15 protein-coding genes are annotated in these 18,962 nt (G+C 61.7%); 9 read left to right on the top strand and 6 right to left on the bottom strand.

What is annotated here, in order from left to right:
• Nucleotides 1-45: 45 nt before the first annotated feature.
• Entirely contained in the window at nt 46-1,677 is a 1,632-nt protein-coding gene (locus tag PH551_RS13895) for a globin-coupled sensor protein (protein WP_285193440.1), read from the bottom strand.
• Between the two features lie 640 nt (nt 1,678-2,317).
• Here PH551_RS13895 and PH551_RS13890 point away from each other — a divergent pair.
• Entirely contained in the window at nt 2,318-3,739 is a 1,422-nt protein-coding gene (locus PH551_RS13890) for an ArnT family glycosyltransferase (RefSeq protein ID WP_285193439.1), read from the top strand.
• 5 nt (nt 3,740-3,744) lie between these two features.
• Here PH551_RS13890 and PH551_RS13885 read toward each other — a convergent pair whose 3' ends face one another.
• Complete coding sequence (locus PH551_RS13885) at nt 3,745-4,050, bottom strand: helix-turn-helix transcriptional regulator (protein WP_285193438.1); 306 nt, start codon at nt 4,048-4,050, stop codon at nt 3,745-3,747.
• Nucleotides 4,051-4,083: 33 nt separating this feature from the next.
• Between PH551_RS13885 and ybaL the strand changes: the two genes are divergently transcribed.
• From ybaL to PH551_RS13865, 4 genes are all read left to right on the top strand, one after another.
• Nucleotides 4,084-5,904, top strand: a complete 1,821-nt coding sequence (gene ybaL / locus PH551_RS13880; protein ID WP_285193437.1) for a YbaL family putative K(+) efflux transporter — start codon at nt 4,084-4,086, stop codon at nt 5,902-5,904.
• Nucleotides 5,905-5,958: 54 nt separating this feature from the next.
• Nucleotides 5,959-6,339: a hypothetical protein gene (locus tag PH551_RS13875; protein WP_085776931.1), complete on the top strand. Its 381-nt coding sequence runs from the start codon at nt 5,959-5,961 to the stop codon at nt 6,337-6,339.
• An 85-nt stretch (nt 6,340-6,424) separates the two neighbouring features.
• Entirely contained in the window at nt 6,425-8,974 is a 2,550-nt protein-coding gene (secD, locus tag PH551_RS13870) for a protein translocase subunit SecD (RefSeq protein ID WP_097600310.1), read from the top strand.
• A 173-nt stretch (nt 8,975-9,147) separates the two neighbouring features.
• Nucleotides 9,148-9,864: a sensor histidine kinase gene (locus PH551_RS13865; protein ID WP_285193436.1), complete on the top strand. Its 717-nt coding sequence runs from the start codon at nt 9,148-9,150 to the stop codon at nt 9,862-9,864.
• A gap of 106 nt (nt 9,865-9,970) precedes the next feature.
• On the opposite strand, the gene PH551_RS13860 is transcribed toward PH551_RS13865, so the two are convergent.
• The 3 genes from PH551_RS13860 to PH551_RS13850 all read right to left on the bottom strand — a co-directional run bounded on the left by PH551_RS13860 (nt 9,971) and on the right by PH551_RS13850 (nt 11,998).
• Entirely contained in the window at nt 9,971-10,408 is a 438-nt protein-coding gene (locus PH551_RS13860) for a response regulator (protein WP_285193435.1), read from the bottom strand.
• A 29-nt stretch (nt 10,409-10,437) separates the two neighbouring features.
• Nucleotides 10,438-11,142 (bottom strand): helix-turn-helix transcriptional regulator, encoded by a 705-nt coding sequence (locus PH551_RS13855; protein WP_085776927.1) that lies wholly within the window; start codon nt 11,140-11,142, stop codon nt 10,438-10,440.
• Nucleotides 11,143-11,620: 478 nt separating this feature from the next.
• The gene (locus PH551_RS13850; protein WP_097600307.1) at nt 11,621-11,998 is read right to left on the bottom strand and encodes a response regulator; all 378 of its coding nucleotides are present in this window, start codon (nt 11,996-11,998) and stop codon (nt 11,621-11,623) included.
• Between the two features lie 194 nt (nt 11,999-12,192).
• Here PH551_RS13850 and PH551_RS13845 point away from each other — a divergent pair, with 194 nt between their 5' ends.
• From PH551_RS13845 to PH551_RS13830, 4 genes are read left to right on the top strand one after another with little or no spacing between them, the layout of a single operon-like run.
• Nucleotides 12,193-14,337, top strand: coding sequence for a sensor histidine kinase (locus tag PH551_RS13845; RefSeq protein ID WP_285193433.1), 2,145 nt, complete (start codon nt 12,193-12,195; stop codon nt 14,335-14,337).
• Complete coding sequence (locus tag PH551_RS13840; protein ID WP_064693792.1) at nt 14,324-14,749, top strand: response regulator; 426 nt, start codon at nt 14,324-14,326, stop codon at nt 14,747-14,749. Before PH551_RS13845 ends, PH551_RS13840 begins: the two co-directional genes overlap by 14 nt.
• Nucleotides 14,750-14,753: 4 nt before the next feature.
• On the top strand, nt 14,754-16,349 hold the full coding sequence (locus PH551_RS13835; RefSeq protein ID WP_285193432.1) for a response regulator: 1,596 nt from the start codon (nt 14,754-14,756) through the stop codon (nt 16,347-16,349).
• A 21-nt stretch (nt 16,350-16,370) separates the two neighbouring features.
• Nucleotides 16,371-18,053, top strand: coding sequence for a VOC family protein (locus PH551_RS13830; protein WP_285193431.1), 1,683 nt, complete (start codon nt 16,371-16,373; stop codon nt 18,051-18,053).
• Here PH551_RS13830 and PH551_RS13825 read toward each other — a convergent pair.
• Nucleotides 18,019-18,924: a DMT family transporter gene (locus PH551_RS13825; protein ID WP_285193430.1), complete on the bottom strand. Its 906-nt coding sequence runs from the start codon at nt 18,922-18,924 to the stop codon at nt 18,019-18,021. The genes PH551_RS13830 and PH551_RS13825 overlap by 35 nt on opposite strands.
• Between the last annotated feature and the right edge of the window lie 38 nt (nt 18,925-18,962).

The raw sequence follows: 18,962 nt of genomic DNA, 5'->3' as shown, positions 1-18,962 counted from the left end.
TTGTCCCCGGCCCGAAAAGATGAGCTGCGGCGATCATCCGATAGGTTAGTAAACATTCCGCCCACCTCTGACGCTCGCGAGCGCCTGCGGAAGGCCAAAATCGTCATTTTCATATTCGTCTTCGACCGCGGGACGGCCGGCCGCTTCGATCGTGCGGGACGGCGCAGCGCGAACCGAGCCCAAGCCCCCGGAATGCGCATTTTCGCGGGCTATGCGGAATTCGCGAATCGTCTGGCCGAGCTCAAGAATGACGGTATGGAGGTGGTCGGCGCCTTCAGCGGAACGTTCGGCCAAACCGGCGTTGTCCGCCACCTCTGCGCCAAGTCCTTTGACGTCGGCCGCCACGCCGTCGAGGCTTGCGGCATGCTCGCCGGTCCTGGTGGCGATGCCCGATATGGCGGCGTTGATGTCGGTGACCTGCCGCACGATGCTGCCGATCGAGTCCTGCGTTCGTCCGACCATCTGCACGCCGGCGTCGACCTGCGCCTTGGTCGTCGTCACCAGCGTCTTGATCTCGCGGGCGGCGTCGGCCGAGCGCTGGGCAAGCGCACGAACTTCCTGGGCGACGACCGCAAAGCCGCGGCCGGAATCGCCGGCGCGAGCCGCCTCGATGCCGGCATTCAGCGCCAGAAGATTGGTCTGGAAGGCGATCTCGTCGATCGCGCCGATGATCTGGCCGATCTTCTCGGCCGACTGCTCGATATCGGCCATTGCGCTGATCGCGCGGCCGACGACCTCGCCGCTTTGCTCGACCGCAGCGCGGGTAGAGGCGGCCGCCTGTTCGGCGGCGCGGCTGTCGGCGGCGCCGTCGCGCACGCTTCCGGCAATGCCGGCAAGGACAGCGGCGGAAAGCTGCAGCCGCTCGGCCTGGCCAGACGCCGTGCCGGCGAACTGCCGCGACTGGCCGGCAAGCGAAGCGGTCGCCGTCTCGGCCTTATCAGTGCGTTCGGTCATGGCGGCGAATTTTGCCTGGAGGCCATCCAACGCGCCGTTCAGGGCGGCGGCGATCCCGGCATAGGCACCGTCAGCGTCGACAGGCGCGCGCCGCGTCAGGTCGCGGGCGGCGAGGCCTTCGATGACGTCGCCGAATATCCGGGCGATCTCCGCTTCACTTTCGACGCGCTGATCGGCAAGCGCGCGGCTCTGGGCAGCGCGTAGCGCATTGAAGCGGAGCGAAACGGCGATTTCGAGATCGACCATGACGATGCGGATGATCGCAGTCATCAGCTCGGAAATTTCGCGGGCGCGGCGCTTGGCCGAGGGCAGCAAGGGGCGGCCGGCAATCTCTTCGGCGAGGCCGGAAAGAACATGTTCCAGCACGACGCCGTGGCCGGCTACGTGCCAACGCGGGTCGAGGCCCATCTTGCTTTCGGTGTCGGAGAGAACCTTGACGCGTTCGGCATAGAGGCTGTCGAAGCGGGCATCCGTCAGCACGTCCCAATGTGAGGACTGCAGATCATGCAGACGATCGACCTGTCTGTCGCTCTCGAAGTTGCGCGCAGCGTCGGGATAGGACTGGAACCTGTGGAAGAGATCGCGCAGGCCCGCTTTCAGATACGCTTCGAGGGCCGGCCGGTTACGGCGCACCAGTTCGCACTGATCGGCATCGAGACCGGCAAAACGCAGGCGATCACGCAAGCTGCCTGCCTGCGCTCCACGAGCCTGATCTGATGGCATGTCCTGCCTCAACGCCTGTCCCCGACCCACTTTCCAGGCGAATGCCCGGCAAAAAACTTTTGCAGCATTCGATCAACGCAAGCGCGGAGCCGGTCTTCACCACCGGCGACGACCGGCAGGTAAAGCCCCTGATCAGCTATGTTTCGAAGCTGTCTGAAGAGATGGATACCGGATCGACCCGGTACGGCGGTACGGCGTCATGCCTGCTGGGAACGAGCACATCTCCCATTCCGACGTGTAACCCAATGTTTATGGTTAATTCCTTGCCCGAAGGTTAATAAGTCTTTCCAGGAACAGGCTTTTGGAGCAATTCAAGGCAGTTCGCAGGAAATACTTCCGCGGAGTTGCACGGCTGCTACAAGGCACACGCAAGCTCCGTGTTATAGGCCGGTCGACAACCAAGACATGACGTCGACAAGGACAGAGCAATGATTGTTCTCGGATTGGGTTCCTGTTTGATCGCAATGGGCATACTTGCCGCCATCGCCCGCCTCGATTTCCTTGCCGCAAATCGCGACATCGGGATGCTTCGGGTGTTCTGAAGCCTCTCTGGCTTCAAGCCGATCCAATCCCCGTTGGCAGTCCGGTGCCTTTGGTGTAATCGCACTCGCGCCTTTCACGTCAGCGGAACACTCGGTTCATGTCTCCCAGATCTGGTCTTCTCATCGTTCTCGGCTTCACGCTCTGGCGCGTCATCACGCTGTATTTCGATGCCACAGACCTGTTTGTCGACGAAGCACAGTACTGGTTCTGGTCGCAGAATCTCGATCTCGGCTACTATTCAAAACCGCCGATGATCGCCTGGGTGATCCGGGCGATGACGGAGCTTTCCGGCTCCAACGCCATCTATTTCATCAGGCTGCCCGGGCCGCTGATCCACATGGTGGCGGCGCTGGTGCTGATGAAGCTGGCAAGGCGCTTCGTCGGGCCGGAGATCGAGGGCTGGACGGGCGCCACCTACATCACGCTTCCCGGCGTGGCGCTCTCTTCGGTTTTCTTCTCGACCGACGTGATCCTGCTGTTCTTCATCGCCGTCGCCCTGCTCGCCTATTTCAGCCTGACGCAGCGGCGCTCTGTGGCACTGGCGCTCGTCATGGGTCTCGCCGTCGGCCTTGCCTTTTTGACGAAATATGCCGTTCTGTTCGTCGTACCAGGCGGCGCGATCGCCCTCCTCCTCATCCCCGCGGCGCGCATCGCTGTCCGGGACTTCATCATCGCGGTCGCGGTTGCCGCTGTCGTCGCCTCGCCGAACCTCTGGTGGAACCTGCAACACGACAATACGACGGTGCGCCACACGCAGGATATCGCCCACTGGAGCGATCTCGGCATCAATCTGCGCCGCGGGCTCGAATTCTTCTCCGCCCAATTCGGCGTCGTCGGGCCGATCATCTTCTTCGCAATGCTGTGGGCGGTCTATCGAATGATCAAGGGCCGAAGCGACGACCGCGAAAAGATGCTGATCTGGCTGTCGATGCCGGTGGTGGTGCTGATCACCCTGCAGGCGACCGTTGCCAAAGCCTATGCCAACTGGGCCGTGACCGCCTTTGTCGCGGGGACCATTCTTGCCGTCTGGCTGCTTTACCGGATGTGGCCGAAGGGGCTGAGGCTGTCGCTCACCATCAACGGCATCGCAAGCCTGTTCTTTCCGCTGGCGACCATCTTTCCGCAGCAATTGCTGCTGCCGAACGGCGACGAATTGATGAAGCGCTATCTCGGGCGCGCCGAGGTTAGCCGCGAGGCGGGAGCCCTTGCAGCTCAGGCGGGCACCGACATCATCGTCACCGACAACCGCGACATGGTCGCTGATCTCTTCTATACGCTGCGGGATGCATCTTACAGAATCTATGCGCGCGCACCCGCAGGCCTGCCGGAGAGCTATTATGAGCAGGAATTCGCCCTGCCCGCCGACATCGCCGGGAAGGTGCTTTTCCTGACGGACACGCCGCTAACCTGCGCCACTGAAACGCCCGAGCTGCTGAAGAGCTGGCTGCCTGCCGCAGGCTACTACAAGCGAAAGACGCTTTACATTTACAAGGTTTCTGCCGCGTGCCTGGCGCCCTGAGGGCTTCAGCCTGTTCGATTGGGCAGGCAGAGGCCGGTGCCGGCGCCTTCTATCTCAACGAACCTGACGCCGCCTTCCTCGAAGGCGAGGCGCAACTGCGCTTCGGTCGCACGGTGGATATCGTGGTGGCGTCCCTCGTAATCGCGGATGGTGCTGCGCGAGACGGCCGCCTTCTCGGCGAGCTCGTTCTGGGTCCAGTCGAGCAGACCGCGTGCAGCCCGGCAGAGAGCGGGGGTCAGAATTGTTTCTCTCGCGCCTTGACCCATGATCTCAAAGTACCCATATTGGTTGATATAGATCATATATGTCATAATACGAACGAAATTTCCAGATCGGGAGAAGCGATGCCGCACGATACGCCCTTGATTTCGACAATCGTCGGCGGCCTGGTGCTGGCTTTCATCTTCGGCGCGCTTGCTCATCGGCTGCGCATGCCGCCGCTCGTCGGCTATCTGATTGCCGGTGTGCTGGTGGGGCCACATACTCCGGGTTACGTGGCCGATCAGAGCCTCGCGCCGGAGCTTGCCGAAATCGGCGTCATCCTGCTGATGTTCGGCGTCGGGCTGCATTTCTCCCTCAAGGACCTGCTGTCGGTGCGCGGCATCGCGCTGCCTGGCGCGGTCGTGCAGATCGGTTTTGCCACCTTGCTCGGCTGGGGCCTCGGTGCATTGATGGGCTGGCCGACCGGCGGCAGCCTGGTTTTCGGCCTGGCGCTTTCAGTTGCCTCTACCGTCGTGCTCCTCAAGGCTCTGCAGGAGCGCCGGCTCATAGAGACGGAGCGCGGCAGAATCGCCGTCGGCTGGCTGATCGTCGAAGACCTCGCCATGGTGCTGGCGCTGGTGCTGATCCCGGCTGCAGCCAGCATCGGCGGCGACGGCCATGGTCCCGTCGAGCCGCTGTCGGCGGGGCTGAACAGCCTGTTCGGCCTCGATCTCGGCATCGGCGGCATGATCGCCATGACGCTGGTCAAGGTGGCACTCTTCGTGGCTCTGATGCTCGTCTTCGGCCGCAAGCTCATTCCCTGGACGATGCATCGCATTGCCCATGCCGGCTCGCGCGAGCTCTTCCGGCTCGGTGTGTTGGCCATCGCCCTCGGCGTCGCCTTCGGCGCGGCCAAACTCTTCGGCGTGTCCCTGGCGCTTGGCGCCTTCTTTGCCGGCATGGTGCTTGCCGAAAGCGAGCTCAGCCACCGCGCAGCCCAGGAAAGCCTGCCGCTGCGCGACGCCTTCGCAGTGCTCTTCTTCGTCTCGGTCGGCATGCTGTTCGATCCGAACATCCTGATCGACAGACCGCTGCCGATCCTCGCCACCGTCTTCATCATCGTCATCGGCAAATCCGTCGCCGCCTTTCTGATCGTGCTCGCCTTCAAGAAGCCGCCCGGCACGGCGCTGACGATTTCGGCAAGCCTCGGTCAGATCGGCGAGTTCTCCTTCATTCTCGCCGCTCTCGGCGTCGAGCTCGGGCTTTTGCCGGAGGAGGGCCGCGACCTGATCCTTGCCGGCGCCATCATCTCGATCATCGTCAATCCACTGCTGTTCTTCCTCTGCGACCGCGCGCGGCCTCTTCTCGAAGGTGCAAGGCGCGAGGAAACCGTGGCCGAGCCGGCTTCCGCCGCCGATGTGGGTGCCGTTCAGGAACAGGCGCCGCCCGAGGACGACGACGTGCGTCCGACCGCGCTTACCGGCCACGCAATCCTCATCGGTTACGGCCGAGTCGGCAGGATCGTCGGACAGAATCTCAAATCGTCAGGCACGCCCTTCCTCGTCATCGAGGATTCCGACAAGCGCATAGGCGAATTGAAAGCGCAGGGGATCGAAGCCTACATGGGCAATGCAGTGGCGCGGGAAACGCTCGATCTCGCCAATCTTTCGTCTGCACGCAGCCTCGCCATCGCCATTCCGAACGCCTTCGAGGCCTGCCGCATCGCCGAGCAGGCGCGCAGCCTCAATCCCTCGATCCTTATCGTCGCCCGCGCCCATTCCGACGCCGAGGTCGACGAGTTGAAACAATACGGCGCCGACACCGTCATCATGGGCGAACGCGAAATCGCCCTTGGCATGGTTGACCGGCTCGCTCAAGTGCATCATGAGAGTGTTTCCTATGAAGACAGGCAGGAGCCTGCTACAATCATCCCGACGGGCACTGCTCCGCCGGAACGACAGTGAGAGATTGGCGCGCTTTTGAGCCGATACGGGAGTGACATCGCCGGAACGGAGGAGATGGAGCTGGACCAGCACCGTCTGACGAGCCGTATCGCCTTTTCCCTCCTCTTCGCCATTCTTGCCTATATCGGCCTGCTTTTCGGCGGCAATCTCATCATTGCGCCGGCGACCGCCGTCAATACGCTTTCCTCTTCCGGCCGCGATCCGCAGCCGCCGCAACTGAGCGCGCGCGATGCCGTGCGCGGCGTGCTTGCCGCCGAGCGCAGGCTTGCGCCGAAACAGACCGCCTACGACGCCGGACCGCCGGCCCTTGCCGCCGCCCCTGCTGTCGACTTTACCGGCTGGGACATGGCCGCTCCTCTTGCGGCATTCGAGCCTCCGCTTCATCAGGCAGTTTCCAGGACCCATCAGGCGCGCGCGCCCCCGATCATCGCCTGAGGCCTGCGCCGAGCGGCGCATCCGACCATTGACGACATGCCGCCAGCGCCCGGGCGCCGGCCCTCGATTATCTAAGGAATACAACATGCGTAATTCACCATGGCTGGTGTTCACCTATACGGTGATCATCGTGATCGGGCTATTGATCGCCCTGCCGAACGCCCTGCCGCAATCCGTGCTCCAGCGAATTCCGGCCTGGCTGCCGCATGAGCAGGTGTCGCTCGGCCTCGACCTTCGCGGCGGTTCGCACCTCGTTCTGGAGGTCGACGAAGCCGATCTGACCAAGGAGCGGCTGCAATCGCTGCTGCAGGACGCCCGCCGCGTCCTGCGCGAAAAGGGCATCCAGCCCAAGGCCGTCGTGCGCAGCCAGAACCAGATCGTCGTGACGCTCGCCGATGCCGCGCAGAGCGACGCGGCAGTCACCGATCTTAAGACGCTTGCCAACCCGATCAGCACCGGCCTCAGCGCCGGTCAGGCGGATCTCAACGTCACCGCAAACGGAGCGACCATCACCGTCGGCTTCTCGCCGGCCGGCATCTCCGCCAATGTCGACAACGCCGTCCAGCAGAGCCTTGAAGTCATCCGCCAGCGTGTCGACCAGGTCGGCGTCTCCGAGCCGACCATCCAGCGCATCGGCGGCAACCGCGTGCTCGTCCAGCTTCCCGGGGCGCAAGATCCGTCGCGCCTGCGCGAACTTCTCGGCTCCACGGCAAAGATGTCCTTCCACATGCTGGCGCCGAACAATCAGCCCGGCCCCGGCGTCACCATGCTGCAGGACGACGAAGGCAGATCCTATCCGGTTCTCGACCGTGTCGAAATATCGGGCGACCGCCTATCGGATGCCCGCGTCAGCTTCGATCCTAACACGCGCGAGCCCATCGTCAGCTTCCGCTTCGACAGCGCCGGCGCCACCCGCTTTGCAGAGATCACCCGCCAGAATGTCGGCAATCCCTTTGCCATCGTCCTCGACAACAAGGTGCTGAGCGCCCCCGTTATCCGCGAGCCGATCACCGGCGGCTCCGGCCAGATCTCCGGCAACTTCTCGGCAGACAGCGCCACGACGCTTGCCGCCATGCTTCGCGCCGGCGCCCTGCCCGCCAAGCTGACCGTTATCGAGGAGCGCACGGTCGGCGCCGATCTCGGTGCCGACGCCATCAAGATGGGCATCTATTCCGGCATCGTCGGTTTCGCCCTTGTTGCAGCCTTCATCTTCGTGCTCTACGGCACCTGGGGCATCCTGGCGAACGTGGCGCTGCTGATCCACACGATCCTGACCTTCTCGGCGCTCACGCTGGTCGGCGCGACGCTGACACTGCCCGGCATTGCAGGCGTCGTTCTCGGCATCGGCCTTGCGGTCGATGCGAACGTCCTTATCAATGAACGTATTCGCGAAGAGACCCGCAAGGGCAAGGGTGCCTTTGCCGCTATCGATACAGGCTTCAACCGAGCCTATTCGACCATTATCGACGGCAACATGACGGCCCTGATCGCTGCGGCGATCCTGTTCTGGTTCGGTTCCGGGCCGGTTCGAGGCTTTGCGGTGACCATGGCGCTTGGCCTGATCATCTCGATGTTCACCTCCGTCGCGTTCGTTCGCGTCGCGATGATCGAGATTACCCGCCGCCGCAAGTTCAAGGTGCTGAACATCCGGCCGTTGATCCCTTTCAGCCCGTATGACAAGCACATCCAGTTCATGAAGGCGCGCTTCTTCGGCGTCACCGTTTCGGCGCTGCTTTCGATCGCATCGGTCGTGCTCTTCATCCATCCCGGCCTGAACTACGGCGTCGATTTCCGCGGCGGCATCCAGATGTCGGTCAAGACGAAGGAGGCGGCCGATCTGGCAAAGTTCCGCGAGGGTCTCGATAGTCTCGGCCTCGGCGAAATCACGCTGCAGACCTTCGGCGACAACAACAGCATTCTCGTTCGCGCGCAGCGGCAGGAAGGCGGCGAAGAGGCACAGACGGCGGCGGTGACCAAGCTGAAGGCCGAAGTCGCCAAGATCGATCCGAGCGCTACCGTCGAAGGCACCGACGTCATCGGTCCGAAGGTCAGCGGCGAGCTTGCCTCGGCCGGCATCCTGTCGGTCGTGATCGCCAGCATCGCGATGCTGCTCTATATCTGGGCGCGGTTCGAATGGCCGTTTGCCGTCGGCGCCATCGTTACGCTGGTGCTCGATGTCACCAAGGCAATCGGCTTCTTCGCAATCACCGGTCTCGACTTCAACCTCACGGCCATCGCAGCCATCCTGACGCTCGTCGGCTATTCGGTGAACGACAAGGTCGTTGTTTACGACCGCATGCGCGAAAACATGCGGCTCTACAAGTCGATGCCGTTGCGCGAGATTATCGACAAGTCGATCAACGAAACTCTTGCGCGAAGCCTCTACACCAATGCGACGGCCTTCCTCGCCCTGGTGCCGATGGCGATCTGGGGCGGCAGCGCCGTCTCCAGCTTTGCGATCCCGATGGTCTTCGGCATTCTTGTGGCTGGCGCCTCGTCGATCTTCATTGCCGCACCGATCCTGCTGTTCCTCGGCGATTGGCGCCGCCGCCACGCCAAGGCGGCAACGGCGACCGATGCGGCAGCCGAAATCATCCCGCCGGAAGAGGGTCGCTCGCGCAAGTCGGCGAGCTGAAAACGGGTTGTTAACGTATCCTTAAGAGGGCGCCGGTTGCAGAGCCGGCGCTCTCTTTTTATTGTTGCCTATTGCCAGGACAAAATTATGCAGCAATTCAAGCTATTAAAACGTCCATCGCGCGGCTGAAAAAGAGAGCGCGACGATGCATCAGAGATCGGGGAAACCGCGCGATGTCACCCAACCCGACGAAACCGCTTGAAACCAATATTGCCGGCGACAACGAAGAACGCATTAAGCGCTTTCTTGCAATCGCCTCGCACGACCTGCAATCGCCGCTGCGCCATATCGCCATGTATGCCGAGCTGCTGCTCGACGATCTTGAGGAGACACTCGACAGCGAGCAGCTTCAGAGCCTCAAGATGATCCTGGAAAAGGTGCAGGCGGCCCAGCGTCTCACCAAGGCACTGATGAGCCTTGCCGGTGGCGCGCCGCAGGTGACGCTGGAAGAGGTCGACCTGAAGGTCTTGGCCGAAAAAATTTGGAGCGAACTCATCGAGGAGACGGGGGCTCTCGACGCGACGTTCGCCAGTCGGGACCTCCCCTCCATCCGCACCGACCCGGCGCTGTTCGGCTTGGTGCTCAGGCAGCTCATGTCCAACGCCCTCACCTATCGGAGCTCATCGCCGCCGCATGTGGCCATGACGGCGGAGCAAGAGGGGGCGAACTGGGCCATCCGGATTTCCGATAACGGCACTGGCATCGATCCCGCTTATCGAGAGCGGATCTTCGAGCCGTTCTGGAAATTACCGAAGGCGGGGGCAGCCCCTGGCGCCGGCCTCGGCCTGACGACGGCGCAGGAACTTCTGAAGGTGCTTGGCGGCGATATCCGTCTCGAGCATTCCGACGAAAACGGCAGCCACTTCACCATCCGCCTTCCCGCCGGCTGAGGCACATATTGCAATCGCTCAGCCTCGTTTTGCGATCTCAGATTCGGCGGACGTGCTTCCTTTGCGCATGTCGCTACCGCAAAGCCTTCGCGCTGTTTTGGGCGGCTCAAATGCTGTAATCGTCCTTCCAGAAATCCGGCACATCGTAGTGCACATATTCGCGGATGATGTGCTGCAGCGTCTGGACGTCGATTTCGTCCTTGCCGATGCGAAAGTCGACGCCGTAATCCGGAAATTCCTGGAAATAGCCGCCCGATATGTCGGTCGAGACGACGCCGATCGGGCCGGTATAGCCGATGCCGCGCAGCTCCGGCACCGTCTCGCGGAAATCGGCATTGGGCAGAAGGCGATTGTCGAGCAGGATGAGATCGAAGCGCGCCCCGCGGATCTTTTCCAATGCGTCTCCGATCGACGGCGAATATTCGACTTCGACCGCCGGCTCGGAGAGATCGGCGATCTTCTTTTTGAGCGCGCGGAATTCGATGAACTCGTCGTCGACGAAGAGAACCTTGACGGCGTTCTGTCGGACCGTTTTGGTGATCATTTCAATTTCCCCAGTCCCGAAGCCGATTTTCACGAAACCAAACCATTCCTCAGGGCGATCGCCACCATGTGGACGCGGTTCACGGCGTCGAGCTTGCGCGCGGCCGCAGTGATATGCGAATTGACCGTATGTTCAGACAGACCGAGGATGATGGCGATTTCGGCCGAGGTCTTGCCTTCGCTGGTCCATTTGACGATTTCCGCTTCGCGCTGGGTCAACCGCCCGGACATTTCCTGCGTCAGGATTTCCTCGTAGAGCTTGTCGAAAATGCGCATGGCATCAAGAAGCATGTCGGCAATCTCGCCCTGGTCCGGCTCTTCACGCTCGCCGCTCAGCACGAGACAATATCGCCGCCCTTCGGGCGTGAACAGCGGAATGAAGAGGAAGACGCCGCTGCGGAACTCGTTGAAAAGCAGATCGGAGGGATAGGTGTCCGGCTGCGCGCTCCGGCCATGGACGGGCGTTGCCAGAAACTGAGCGCTCTTTGCGCGGGTGGTCCCGAGCGCCTCCCTCAACGTCGCAATGAACAGGCCAACCCGTCGCTCGGCGACATTGGTGATGACGATATCGCGTTCGCCGAATGGAGCCGAAGCCTCGGAAATGCGGGCAAGCGCGAAATTATCGAAGTGGTAATGCTGCGCCGCCGCTTTCAGCAGACGGAAAAAATCGGTGCGGTTGATCGCTCGGCTCAGCTCCGGTCCGGCATGAAAAGGAGTTGCCGCGGCATTGTTCATTCCCACTCTTCCTCTCCTCCCGCCATGCCCCCGATCCCCAAATCTTGGGATATACGTCTTAAACGCGAACAGCTACAAAAATTGCGAGACGGTTGATGAGAGATATCGAAACGGGGACTTTCGGTATACAAGGCGGATATCATCAATTATCTCAACTACAGGTGATGCACGGGCAGATATACTGAGGGGCAGTAATTCTTACCTGGGTGTCGTAAATCTTCCGCGTTCAACATCCATGAATGCGAGAAGGCAGTGCCAGACGTAAGCGCGAGAGAGCCGACAGGCCCATTCAGCTAAGGGGTTGGCTGGAAGTTCGTGGCGGCGAACACGGGTCAATCGGCTCTCTCAGCGCTTATTTTACGTTCCGTCCGTTTCGTTTCGGTTGCATCTTGGGATTCGCACTCGGCCTTGTCAATTGCGGTTCGTCACGTCGCCAGGACCAACGCCAGGAAACGCACCATTCGGCTTCCGCTGTTTCCTACACTTCCAGATTGAGAAGGATCGCTGCGAGGTCAAGCGGCTTCTCAAGGTAAAAATCGGCACCGGCTTCGAAAGCACGCATGCGATCCTCATCCGCATCCGACCCGCTGCAGACAGCGAGACGCATTGTTCTGAACCGGTCATCGCTGCGCAGCGTGCTTACCAGGCTGATGCCGCTGTCGAGGGGCATATAGAGATCGGCGACCAGCAGCTCCGGCGGAGCCCAGCCTTCGGCCACGCGCTGCTTCAGCGCCTCCAGCGCCGTCTCGGCGGTCGAGAAACAAAATAGATCGACGTCTATATGCTGCTTCTTGCGGATATAGTCGAGATAGAAAAGATCATCCCTGCTGTCGTCGACGTAAACTATCGTAGGCATCCGGCACCGTGATCTGGGTATTGTTCGAATGAACCTCGTTGTCTTCCGACGTCACGATATCGCGATTTCACGAAAATTCGATCTGTCCGATCGAAAAATCATTTCGGAAAAAGCGCGACGGCGGCGGCCGCTGCCTATTGAGTATTCCTCGATTTCGGAAAAAATGGCCGCGCGAACCGAGAGAGGATACACGGGTGCAGGATAAGGGCAACGTGGACCTGCAGGACCAGCGGAGACGACGGCGCTACCGTGCCTTTGCAATTGCAGTCGGCTGCCTGCTGTTCCTTCTCGGAGTGAGCGCCCTTGCCGGCTGGCTGTTGCAGATCAAGCTCATCATTTCGCTCTTCCCCGGCTTTCCGTCAATGGCCTTCAACACCGGGGTCTGCTTCATACTATCCGGCCTTGGGCTTGCGGCCTCGATGCTTGATGGCCGCCGCTCTCGGATAGCGGCAACGATCATGACAGGGATCGCAGCGGCGATCGCGGCGGCCCGGCTGGTGGAAATCGCTACGGTTGGGCGGGCCGTCCATAACATCGACCAGTTGATCACCCGCCTGGTGATTCCTCCCGATTTCATCGCCGAGATCGGCGGCGGCATGGGCCCCAATACGGCGCTGATCTTTCTCATTGCCAATCTTTCGCTGCTGCTCTCGCTTCATGTGGAGAAGTCGAAAAACCAGGTCGTGCAGGAGCTGACGAGCTATGTCGTCGTCACGCTCGGCATGATCGCGCTCGCCGGCTATCTCACCGATGCCGAACAGGGCTACCGCTGGGGTCCCTATGCGGCGATGGCGTTGCACACGGCGGTCGGCATGGTGCTTTTCGGCGCGGGCCTGCTTGCCCGCTCCTGGTGGATGCAGCCGGCAAACCGGGCGCAGATTCCGCTCTGGATACCGGCGGCAGTCTGCTTCACCGGCCTCGTCGTCGATCTCTATACGCCGCTCGGCCTTGCCAACGGCATTCTCTACGTGCCGCTGGTGCTGACGGCGCTCTGGTTCGGCAACAGGAATGCGCCGCTCTTCTTCGCCTTTGCCTGCACCGTGCTCCTCATGCTCGGCTTCTTCGCCGTCAGGCATGACGAGGCGGCATTCTGGCAGGAGATCGCCAATCGCACCATCACCGCCGCCACGCTCTGGCTGATCGCCATTCTCGTCTTCTATTTCATGCGCAACAACAACAACCTGGAAGCCGAACGCGTTCGCTTCGGCGCGCTGGCGCGCAGCACGCCCGATGCCGTCCTCGTCATCGACGGGCGCGGAACGATCAAGAGTTTCAATCCGGCAGCCGAAAGCATGTTCGGCTATTCACCGCAGGAAACGATCGGCCGGAACATCAAGATGCTGATGCCTGAGCCTTATCATTCCGAGCATGACGGCTATCTCGCCCACTATCGGAAGACCGGCGAGGAGCGCATCATCGGCACGACGCGCATGGTCTCCGGGCGGCGCAAGAACGGCATCGTCTTCCCGATCGAAGTATCCATCAGCGTTGTCGTCAGCGGCGAGACCAAGACATTCGTCGGCATCGTACGAGATATCAGCGAGCGCGTGCGGCAGGAAGAACGGATGAAGACGACGCTCGCCCAGCTCGAGGCATATACGGCCGAACTCGAACGCAGCAACCACGACCTCGACGAATTCGCGTATATTGCCTCGCATGACCTGAAGGAACCGCTGCGCGGCCTGCACAACCACTCGCGTTTCCTCCTCGAGGATTATGAGGACAAGCTCGACGCGGACGGCGTGCGCCGGCTGAACCGGCTCGTGCGTCTGAGCCAGCGGATGGAGAAGCTCGTCAACGACCTGCTCTACTTCTCCCGGCTCGGGCGGCAGCAGCTGGCAGTCAAACGCACCGATATCAGCCTGATCGTCAAGGACGTTGTCGCGACGATGGAGCTGCTGCTGGAAGAGCGGCATGCCAGGGTCGTCACCGACGGCCGGCTCCCTGACGTGGTCTGCGACGCGCCGCGGCTGACCGAAGTGTTCCGCAATCTCATCACCAATGCGATCAAGTACAACGACAAGCCGGCGCCGCTGGTCTCGATCGGCTATCTCGAGCGGTTCGTCGGCAAGGACGGCACGGTTGCCCGCAACGTGTTTTTCGTTAGGGATAACGGCAAGGGAATACCCCAGGAATTCCATGAGGATATTTTCCGCATTTTCAAACGGCTCGAAAAGTCGCAGGATTCCGACGACGGAACCGGAGCAGGCCTTACCTTCGTCCGCAAGATCATCGCGCGGCACAACGGCGATATCTGGCTGGAGTCCGAGGTCGGCGTCGGCACTACGTTCTATTTCACCCTGGGAAGAAAACGCGAGGGGCAGAATGCAGCAGCGTGACACGCAACCGATTTTGATCGTCGAAGACAGTGAAGACGATTTCGAAGCGACGATGCGGGCCTTCAAACGCACCAACCTGCGCAACTCGATCCGCTGGGCCGCCTCGGGTCAGGAAGCACTCGACATGCTCGGCGCGATGGTGCCGAAACCAGGGCTGATCCTGCTCGATCTCAACATGCCGGGACTCGACGGCCGCAAGACGCTGGAAGCGATCAAGTCGAACGACGGCTGGCGCAAAATCCCGGTGGTGATCCTGACGACGTCAGACGATGAACGCGACATCGAAGGCTGCTACGCGCTCGGCGCCAACACCTATGTGCAGAAGCCGGTCGATCTCGACGGTCTCTTCGCCGCGATCCAGCGGTTAAAGGAATATTGGTTCGAAATCGCGATCCTGCCGCTCGAGGACTGACGGTTTGGCGGAAGACTGCTGCATTCTCATCATCGACGACAACATCGACGACCGCGAGGTCTATCGGCGCATTCTGGGTCGCGTCTCCAGCACGGCCTATACCGTTCTCGAGGCGGAGACGGGTGAAGAGGGCCGCGCTCTCAACAGCCGGAAACGGCCGAACTGCATCCTGCTCGACTATTCGCTGCCGGGGCGCGACGGGCTCGGTGTTCTTGCCGATATTTTGGAGGACGATCCCGTCGCCAACGTCATCATGCTGACCGGCCAAGGCAGCGAAACCGTCGCCGTCGAAGTGATGAAGAGCGGCGCGCGCGACTATCTCACCAAGGATTCCCTTTCACCCGAAACGCTGCATCGCTGCATCCAGAACGCCATCATGCACGGCATGCTGGAAACCCAGCTGGAGCAGAAGCGGCAATCGCTTGAGATCTTCACACGCGCCATGGCGCATGACCTGAAGGAGCCGTTGAGGACGATCAAGTCCTTCAGCCGGATCCTGCACGGTTCTGCAGTGCTTCCGGCCGAAGACCGCGAGCTGCTCGATTATGTCTTGAGCGCCGCCGACCATATGGAAGACCTGATCGTCAAGGTCTCGAACTTCACCAAGCTCGAAGCCTATGGCGGGCCGCAGCTGACGCCGGTCTCCCTGTCCGATGTACTCAACCAGGTGGAAGACAATCTGCGCCAGCAGATGGAGAGCCGCGGGGCCGTCGTCATTCGCGGTGTGCTGCCGGAAGTGATGGGCGATGCGACTTTGCTGACCCAGCTTCTGCAGAACCTGGTGTCGAATGCCATCCGCTACTGCGATCAAAAGGTTCCGGAGGTTCAAATCTCCAGCGAAGCGCGAGGGGGTAGCTGCCGCCTGACGGTGCGTGACAACGGACCCGGCATCGATCCCCAGCACCGCGAGCTGATCTTTCAGCCGTTCAAACGGCTCGTCGGCCGCGGCATCGAGGGCACCGGACTAGGCCTTGCCATCTGCCGCCGCATCGCGCAGCTGCATGGCGGCGCCATCTGGTGCGAACCGGACAAGGGACCAGGCGCCAGCTTCATCGTTGAGATGCCGCTTGCCGAGGCACGGCCCGCACTGCCCGCCGCATCAGCCGTTCCGCCCAGCCTGAAGCCGGCGGAGCAGCCGGGTGAAGGTTCCGGCAGGCTTGCCGAGGTACTGCTGGTCGAAGACAGCCCCGCCGACATCCAGATCCTGAAGATCAAGCTGATGCGGCGGGAGAGGGTGACCTTCAACCTTCATGTCGCCACCAACGGCCGCGAGGCGATGCGGCTGCTCGAAGAGCGCGCCGGCATCGCCGATGTGCCGCAGATCGACCTGATGCTGCTCGACATCAACATGCCGATCATGGATGGTTTCGAGGTGCTGAACGCGCTTTCGGCCGACGCCCGTCTGAAACGGATTCCCGTCTGCATTCTCAGCACCTCAAGCGATGAGAGCGACATGCAGCGGGCCAGAAATCTCGGCGCGCGCGCCTATATGGTGAAGCCGCCGACCCTGCAGCAACTGGAAGAGGCGCTCGAAGATGTCGATCATTTGGAACTGCTGCAGCGCGGCGATTCGCTTGCGCTTTGCGCGGAACAAAACTAAGCGGTGGTCATTGGCAACGGTATGACTGTCGCAGCTCTCATACTCGCGCTCCTGACGACGCCGCTTCAATCAGGACTGCTCTCGATGGTATCAGGCATACATCACGTTACAGCCATCACCCGAAAGGTGCAGGCAAACGTGGATTTTTACGCCGGCTTTCTCGGCATGCGCCTCGTCAAGCAAACGGCCGGCTACGAGGATGCGACTCAGCTCCATCTCTTCTACGGCGATTCGGCAGGTACGCCGGGTTCGCTCGTCAGCTTCCTCGTATGGGAAGACGGCGCGCCCGGTCGGGCGGGTTACGGCCAGATCAGCGAAATTTCGCTGGCAATCGATCCGGCGAGCATCGGCTATTGGCTGACGCGCGCCATGAACTTCGGCCTGCGTTCGGAGGGACCGGCCGATGAATTCGGTGAGCCCGTTCTCAGGTTGAAAGACCCCGATAATATCATCCTCAAGCTCACGGGCGCAAAGAACCTCACATCGCCTGCTGTCTGGGATGGCGCCTCGATCCCGGTCGAGCATGCCGTCAAGCGGGTGCGCGGCGCAACCATGCTGACGGAAAAGCCGGCCGAGAGCCGCAGCTTCCTCGAGCGCCATTTCGGTTACCGCTTCCAGGCCAACTGCGGCACGATTGACAGGCTGGTATCACAATCAGGCGACGTCATCGATGTGCGCGATGCACGCGGCTTCTGGTCCGGCGCGCCGGGAACCGGCACCGTCGATCATGTCGCCTTCCGGGCCGCCGATGAGGAGGCGCTGCGTTCGGTTTCCAAGGCGTTGGAGAAGACCGATGCATCGCCGACCAACATGCACGACCGCAAGTATTTCCGCTCGCTCTATGCCCGCGAGCCCGGCGGCACGCTGGTGGAGCTTGCAACCGACAAGCCCGGCATGACTGTTGACGAAGAGCACGCAGCCCTCGGCACCAAGCTCTTCGCGCCGCCGGGAGCGATCACCAGTCTCGACGACCTGAAGGTGGTTCTGCCGCAATTTTCGATGCCCGGCCAGCCGCGCATCAATTACCGCGAGCTGCCGTTCGTCCATCGCTTCTATACGCCGCCGAATCCCGACGGCAGTGTCTTCGTGCTGCTGCACGGCTCGGGCGGCAATGAGACGACACTGATGCCGCTCCTCAACAAGGCGGCGCCGCGCGCGACCCTGCTCGGCGTTCGTGGCCGTGCGACGGAAGAAGGTTTTCCGCGCTGGTACAAGCGCCTCACCCCCTTCTCCTTCGACCAGAACGACATCAAGACGGAGGCCGAAGCCTTTGCGGCCTTTATCGAAGGGGCCGTCAAATCCTATGGCCTTGATCCCAAGAAGATCGTCTATGTCGGCTATTCCAACGGCGCCAACCTGTTGAACTCGCTGCTCTACCTGCACCCGAACCTCGTTCACAAGGCGGTGCTGCTGCGCTCCATGCCGGTGCTCAGCGACTATCCGCATGCCGACCTGAAGGGCACGGACCTGCTGGTCATCAGCGGCAAGACGGATGCCTATGGCAAATATGCGAGCGAGCTGGAGGAAAGGCTGAAGAGTTCGGGCGCCACCGTCGATTCCGACGTCATCCCCGGCGGCCATGATCTCGGCGACGCCGATGTGCCGATCATTCAGAAGTGGCTTCTCCAGAGAATGGGGGATGATCCATCGCCGCTGGAGCAGCAGGCGGTCAAACCGACGAGCGAGCCGTTCGGGCAACCATGATGCCGGCGAGCACCACCGCAGCACCCAGCGCCTGCATAATCCCGATCGCCTCGTCGAGCAGCGCCCAGGCGAGGATTGCGGCGACGACCGGCTGCAACAGCAGCGTCAGCGATGAAAAGGCGGGCGGCAGATAGGCCAGCGCATAGGTGATCGCCACCTGCCCGCCGGCATGACTGATAAAGGCGAGGCCGAAGAGGATCGACCAACCGTAGAGGGTCGCCGGCAGCATCTGCCCTTCGAAGAAGAAGGCTATCGGGAAGATGCAGACGGCAGCCGATGCCGTGCTCCACAGCATGATGCGGATCGTATCGAACCGGCTGCGCAGCCTGCCGATCGCCAGGATATAGCAGGCATAGAAGAAAGCGGCGATCATCGCGGTGCCGTCGCCGCCCAAATCCCCGTGGCCGAGCCCTGCCGGTCCGCCTTTTAAGGTAACGACACCGGCGAGCGCCAGGACCAGCCCCAGCAGGAAAACGCCGCTGGTTCGCGCCTTAAAAAACAGAACGGCGATCAGCGTGACGAAAACAGGCGCGAGGTTTGCAAGCAGCGTCGCGTTGGCCACCGACGTCATGGTGAGCGAAAGATGCCAGGCGGCAAGGTCGAGCGCCAGCATCAGTCCCGGAAGAACCAGCAGACCGTAATCGGAGAGGCTTTGCGGTTTCGGCCCCGTATCCTTCTTCATGAACGAGACGATGAAGATCGGGATCAGCGCCAGCGCCACACGCCAGAAGGCAGTAGCCATCGGCCCGACTTCAGACAGGCGAACGAAGATCGGCGAACCGCCGATCGCCGCCCCGCCGACAACAAGCGCGGCAAGCGCCAGACGATTGGAAGGCGAGGCTTCGGAGAAGGTGGAAGCAGTCTGCGACATGATCTCGATATTTCTGATTTCCCGCAGACCGGCGGCGG

Source organism: Rhizobium atlanticum (genome assembly GCF_030182485.1).
In the GTDB taxonomy this organism is placed as follows: Bacteria; Pseudomonadota; Alphaproteobacteria; order Rhizobiales; family Rhizobiaceae; genus Rhizobium.
Note: the sequence above shows the minus strand (reverse complement) of the source record. Positions and strands in the feature narration are given on the sequence as shown.

What these genes read in the sequence shown, in the direction of transcription:
- PH551_RS13895 (WP_285193440.1), bottom strand. Translation starts at nt 1,677, where the DNA reads ATGCCATCAGATCAGGCTCGTGGAGCGCAGGCAGGCAGCTTGCGTGAT.
- PH551_RS13890 (WP_285193439.1), top strand. Translation starts at nt 2,318, where the DNA reads ATGTCTCCCAGATCTGGTCTTCTCATCGTTCTCGGCTTCACGCTCTGG.
- PH551_RS13885 (WP_285193438.1), bottom strand. Translation starts at nt 4,050, where the DNA reads ATGACATATATGATCTATATCAACCAATATGGGTACTTTGAGATCATG.
- ybaL (WP_285193437.1), top strand. Translation starts at nt 4,084, where the DNA reads ATGCCGCACGATACGCCCTTGATTTCGACAATCGTCGGCGGCCTGGTG.
- PH551_RS13875 (WP_085776931.1), top strand. Translation starts at nt 5,959, where the DNA reads ATGGAGCTGGACCAGCACCGTCTGACGAGCCGTATCGCCTTTTCCCTC.
- secD (WP_097600310.1), top strand. Translation starts at nt 6,425, where the DNA reads ATGCGTAATTCACCATGGCTGGTGTTCACCTATACGGTGATCATCGTG.
- PH551_RS13865 (WP_285193436.1), top strand. Translation starts at nt 9,148, where the DNA reads ATGTCACCCAACCCGACGAAACCGCTTGAAACCAATATTGCCGGCGAC.
- PH551_RS13860 (WP_285193435.1), bottom strand. Translation starts at nt 10,408, where the DNA reads ATGATCACCAAAACGGTCCGACAGAACGCCGTCAAGGTTCTCTTCGTC.
- PH551_RS13855 (WP_085776927.1), bottom strand. Translation starts at nt 11,142, where the DNA reads ATGAACAATGCCGCGGCAACTCCTTTTCATGCCGGACCGGAGCTGAGC.
- PH551_RS13850 (WP_097600307.1), bottom strand. Translation starts at nt 11,998, where the DNA reads ATGCCTACGATAGTTTACGTCGACGACAGCAGGGATGATCTTTTCTAT.
- PH551_RS13840 (WP_064693792.1), top strand. Translation starts at nt 14,324, where the DNA reads ATGCAGCAGCGTGACACGCAACCGATTTTGATCGTCGAAGACAGTGAA.
- PH551_RS13830 (WP_285193431.1), top strand. Translation starts at nt 16,371, where the DNA reads ATGACTGTCGCAGCTCTCATACTCGCGCTCCTGACGACGCCGCTTCAA.
- PH551_RS13825 (WP_285193430.1), bottom strand. Translation starts at nt 18,924, where the DNA reads ATGTCGCAGACTGCTTCCACCTTCTCCGAAGCCTCGCCTTCCAATCGT.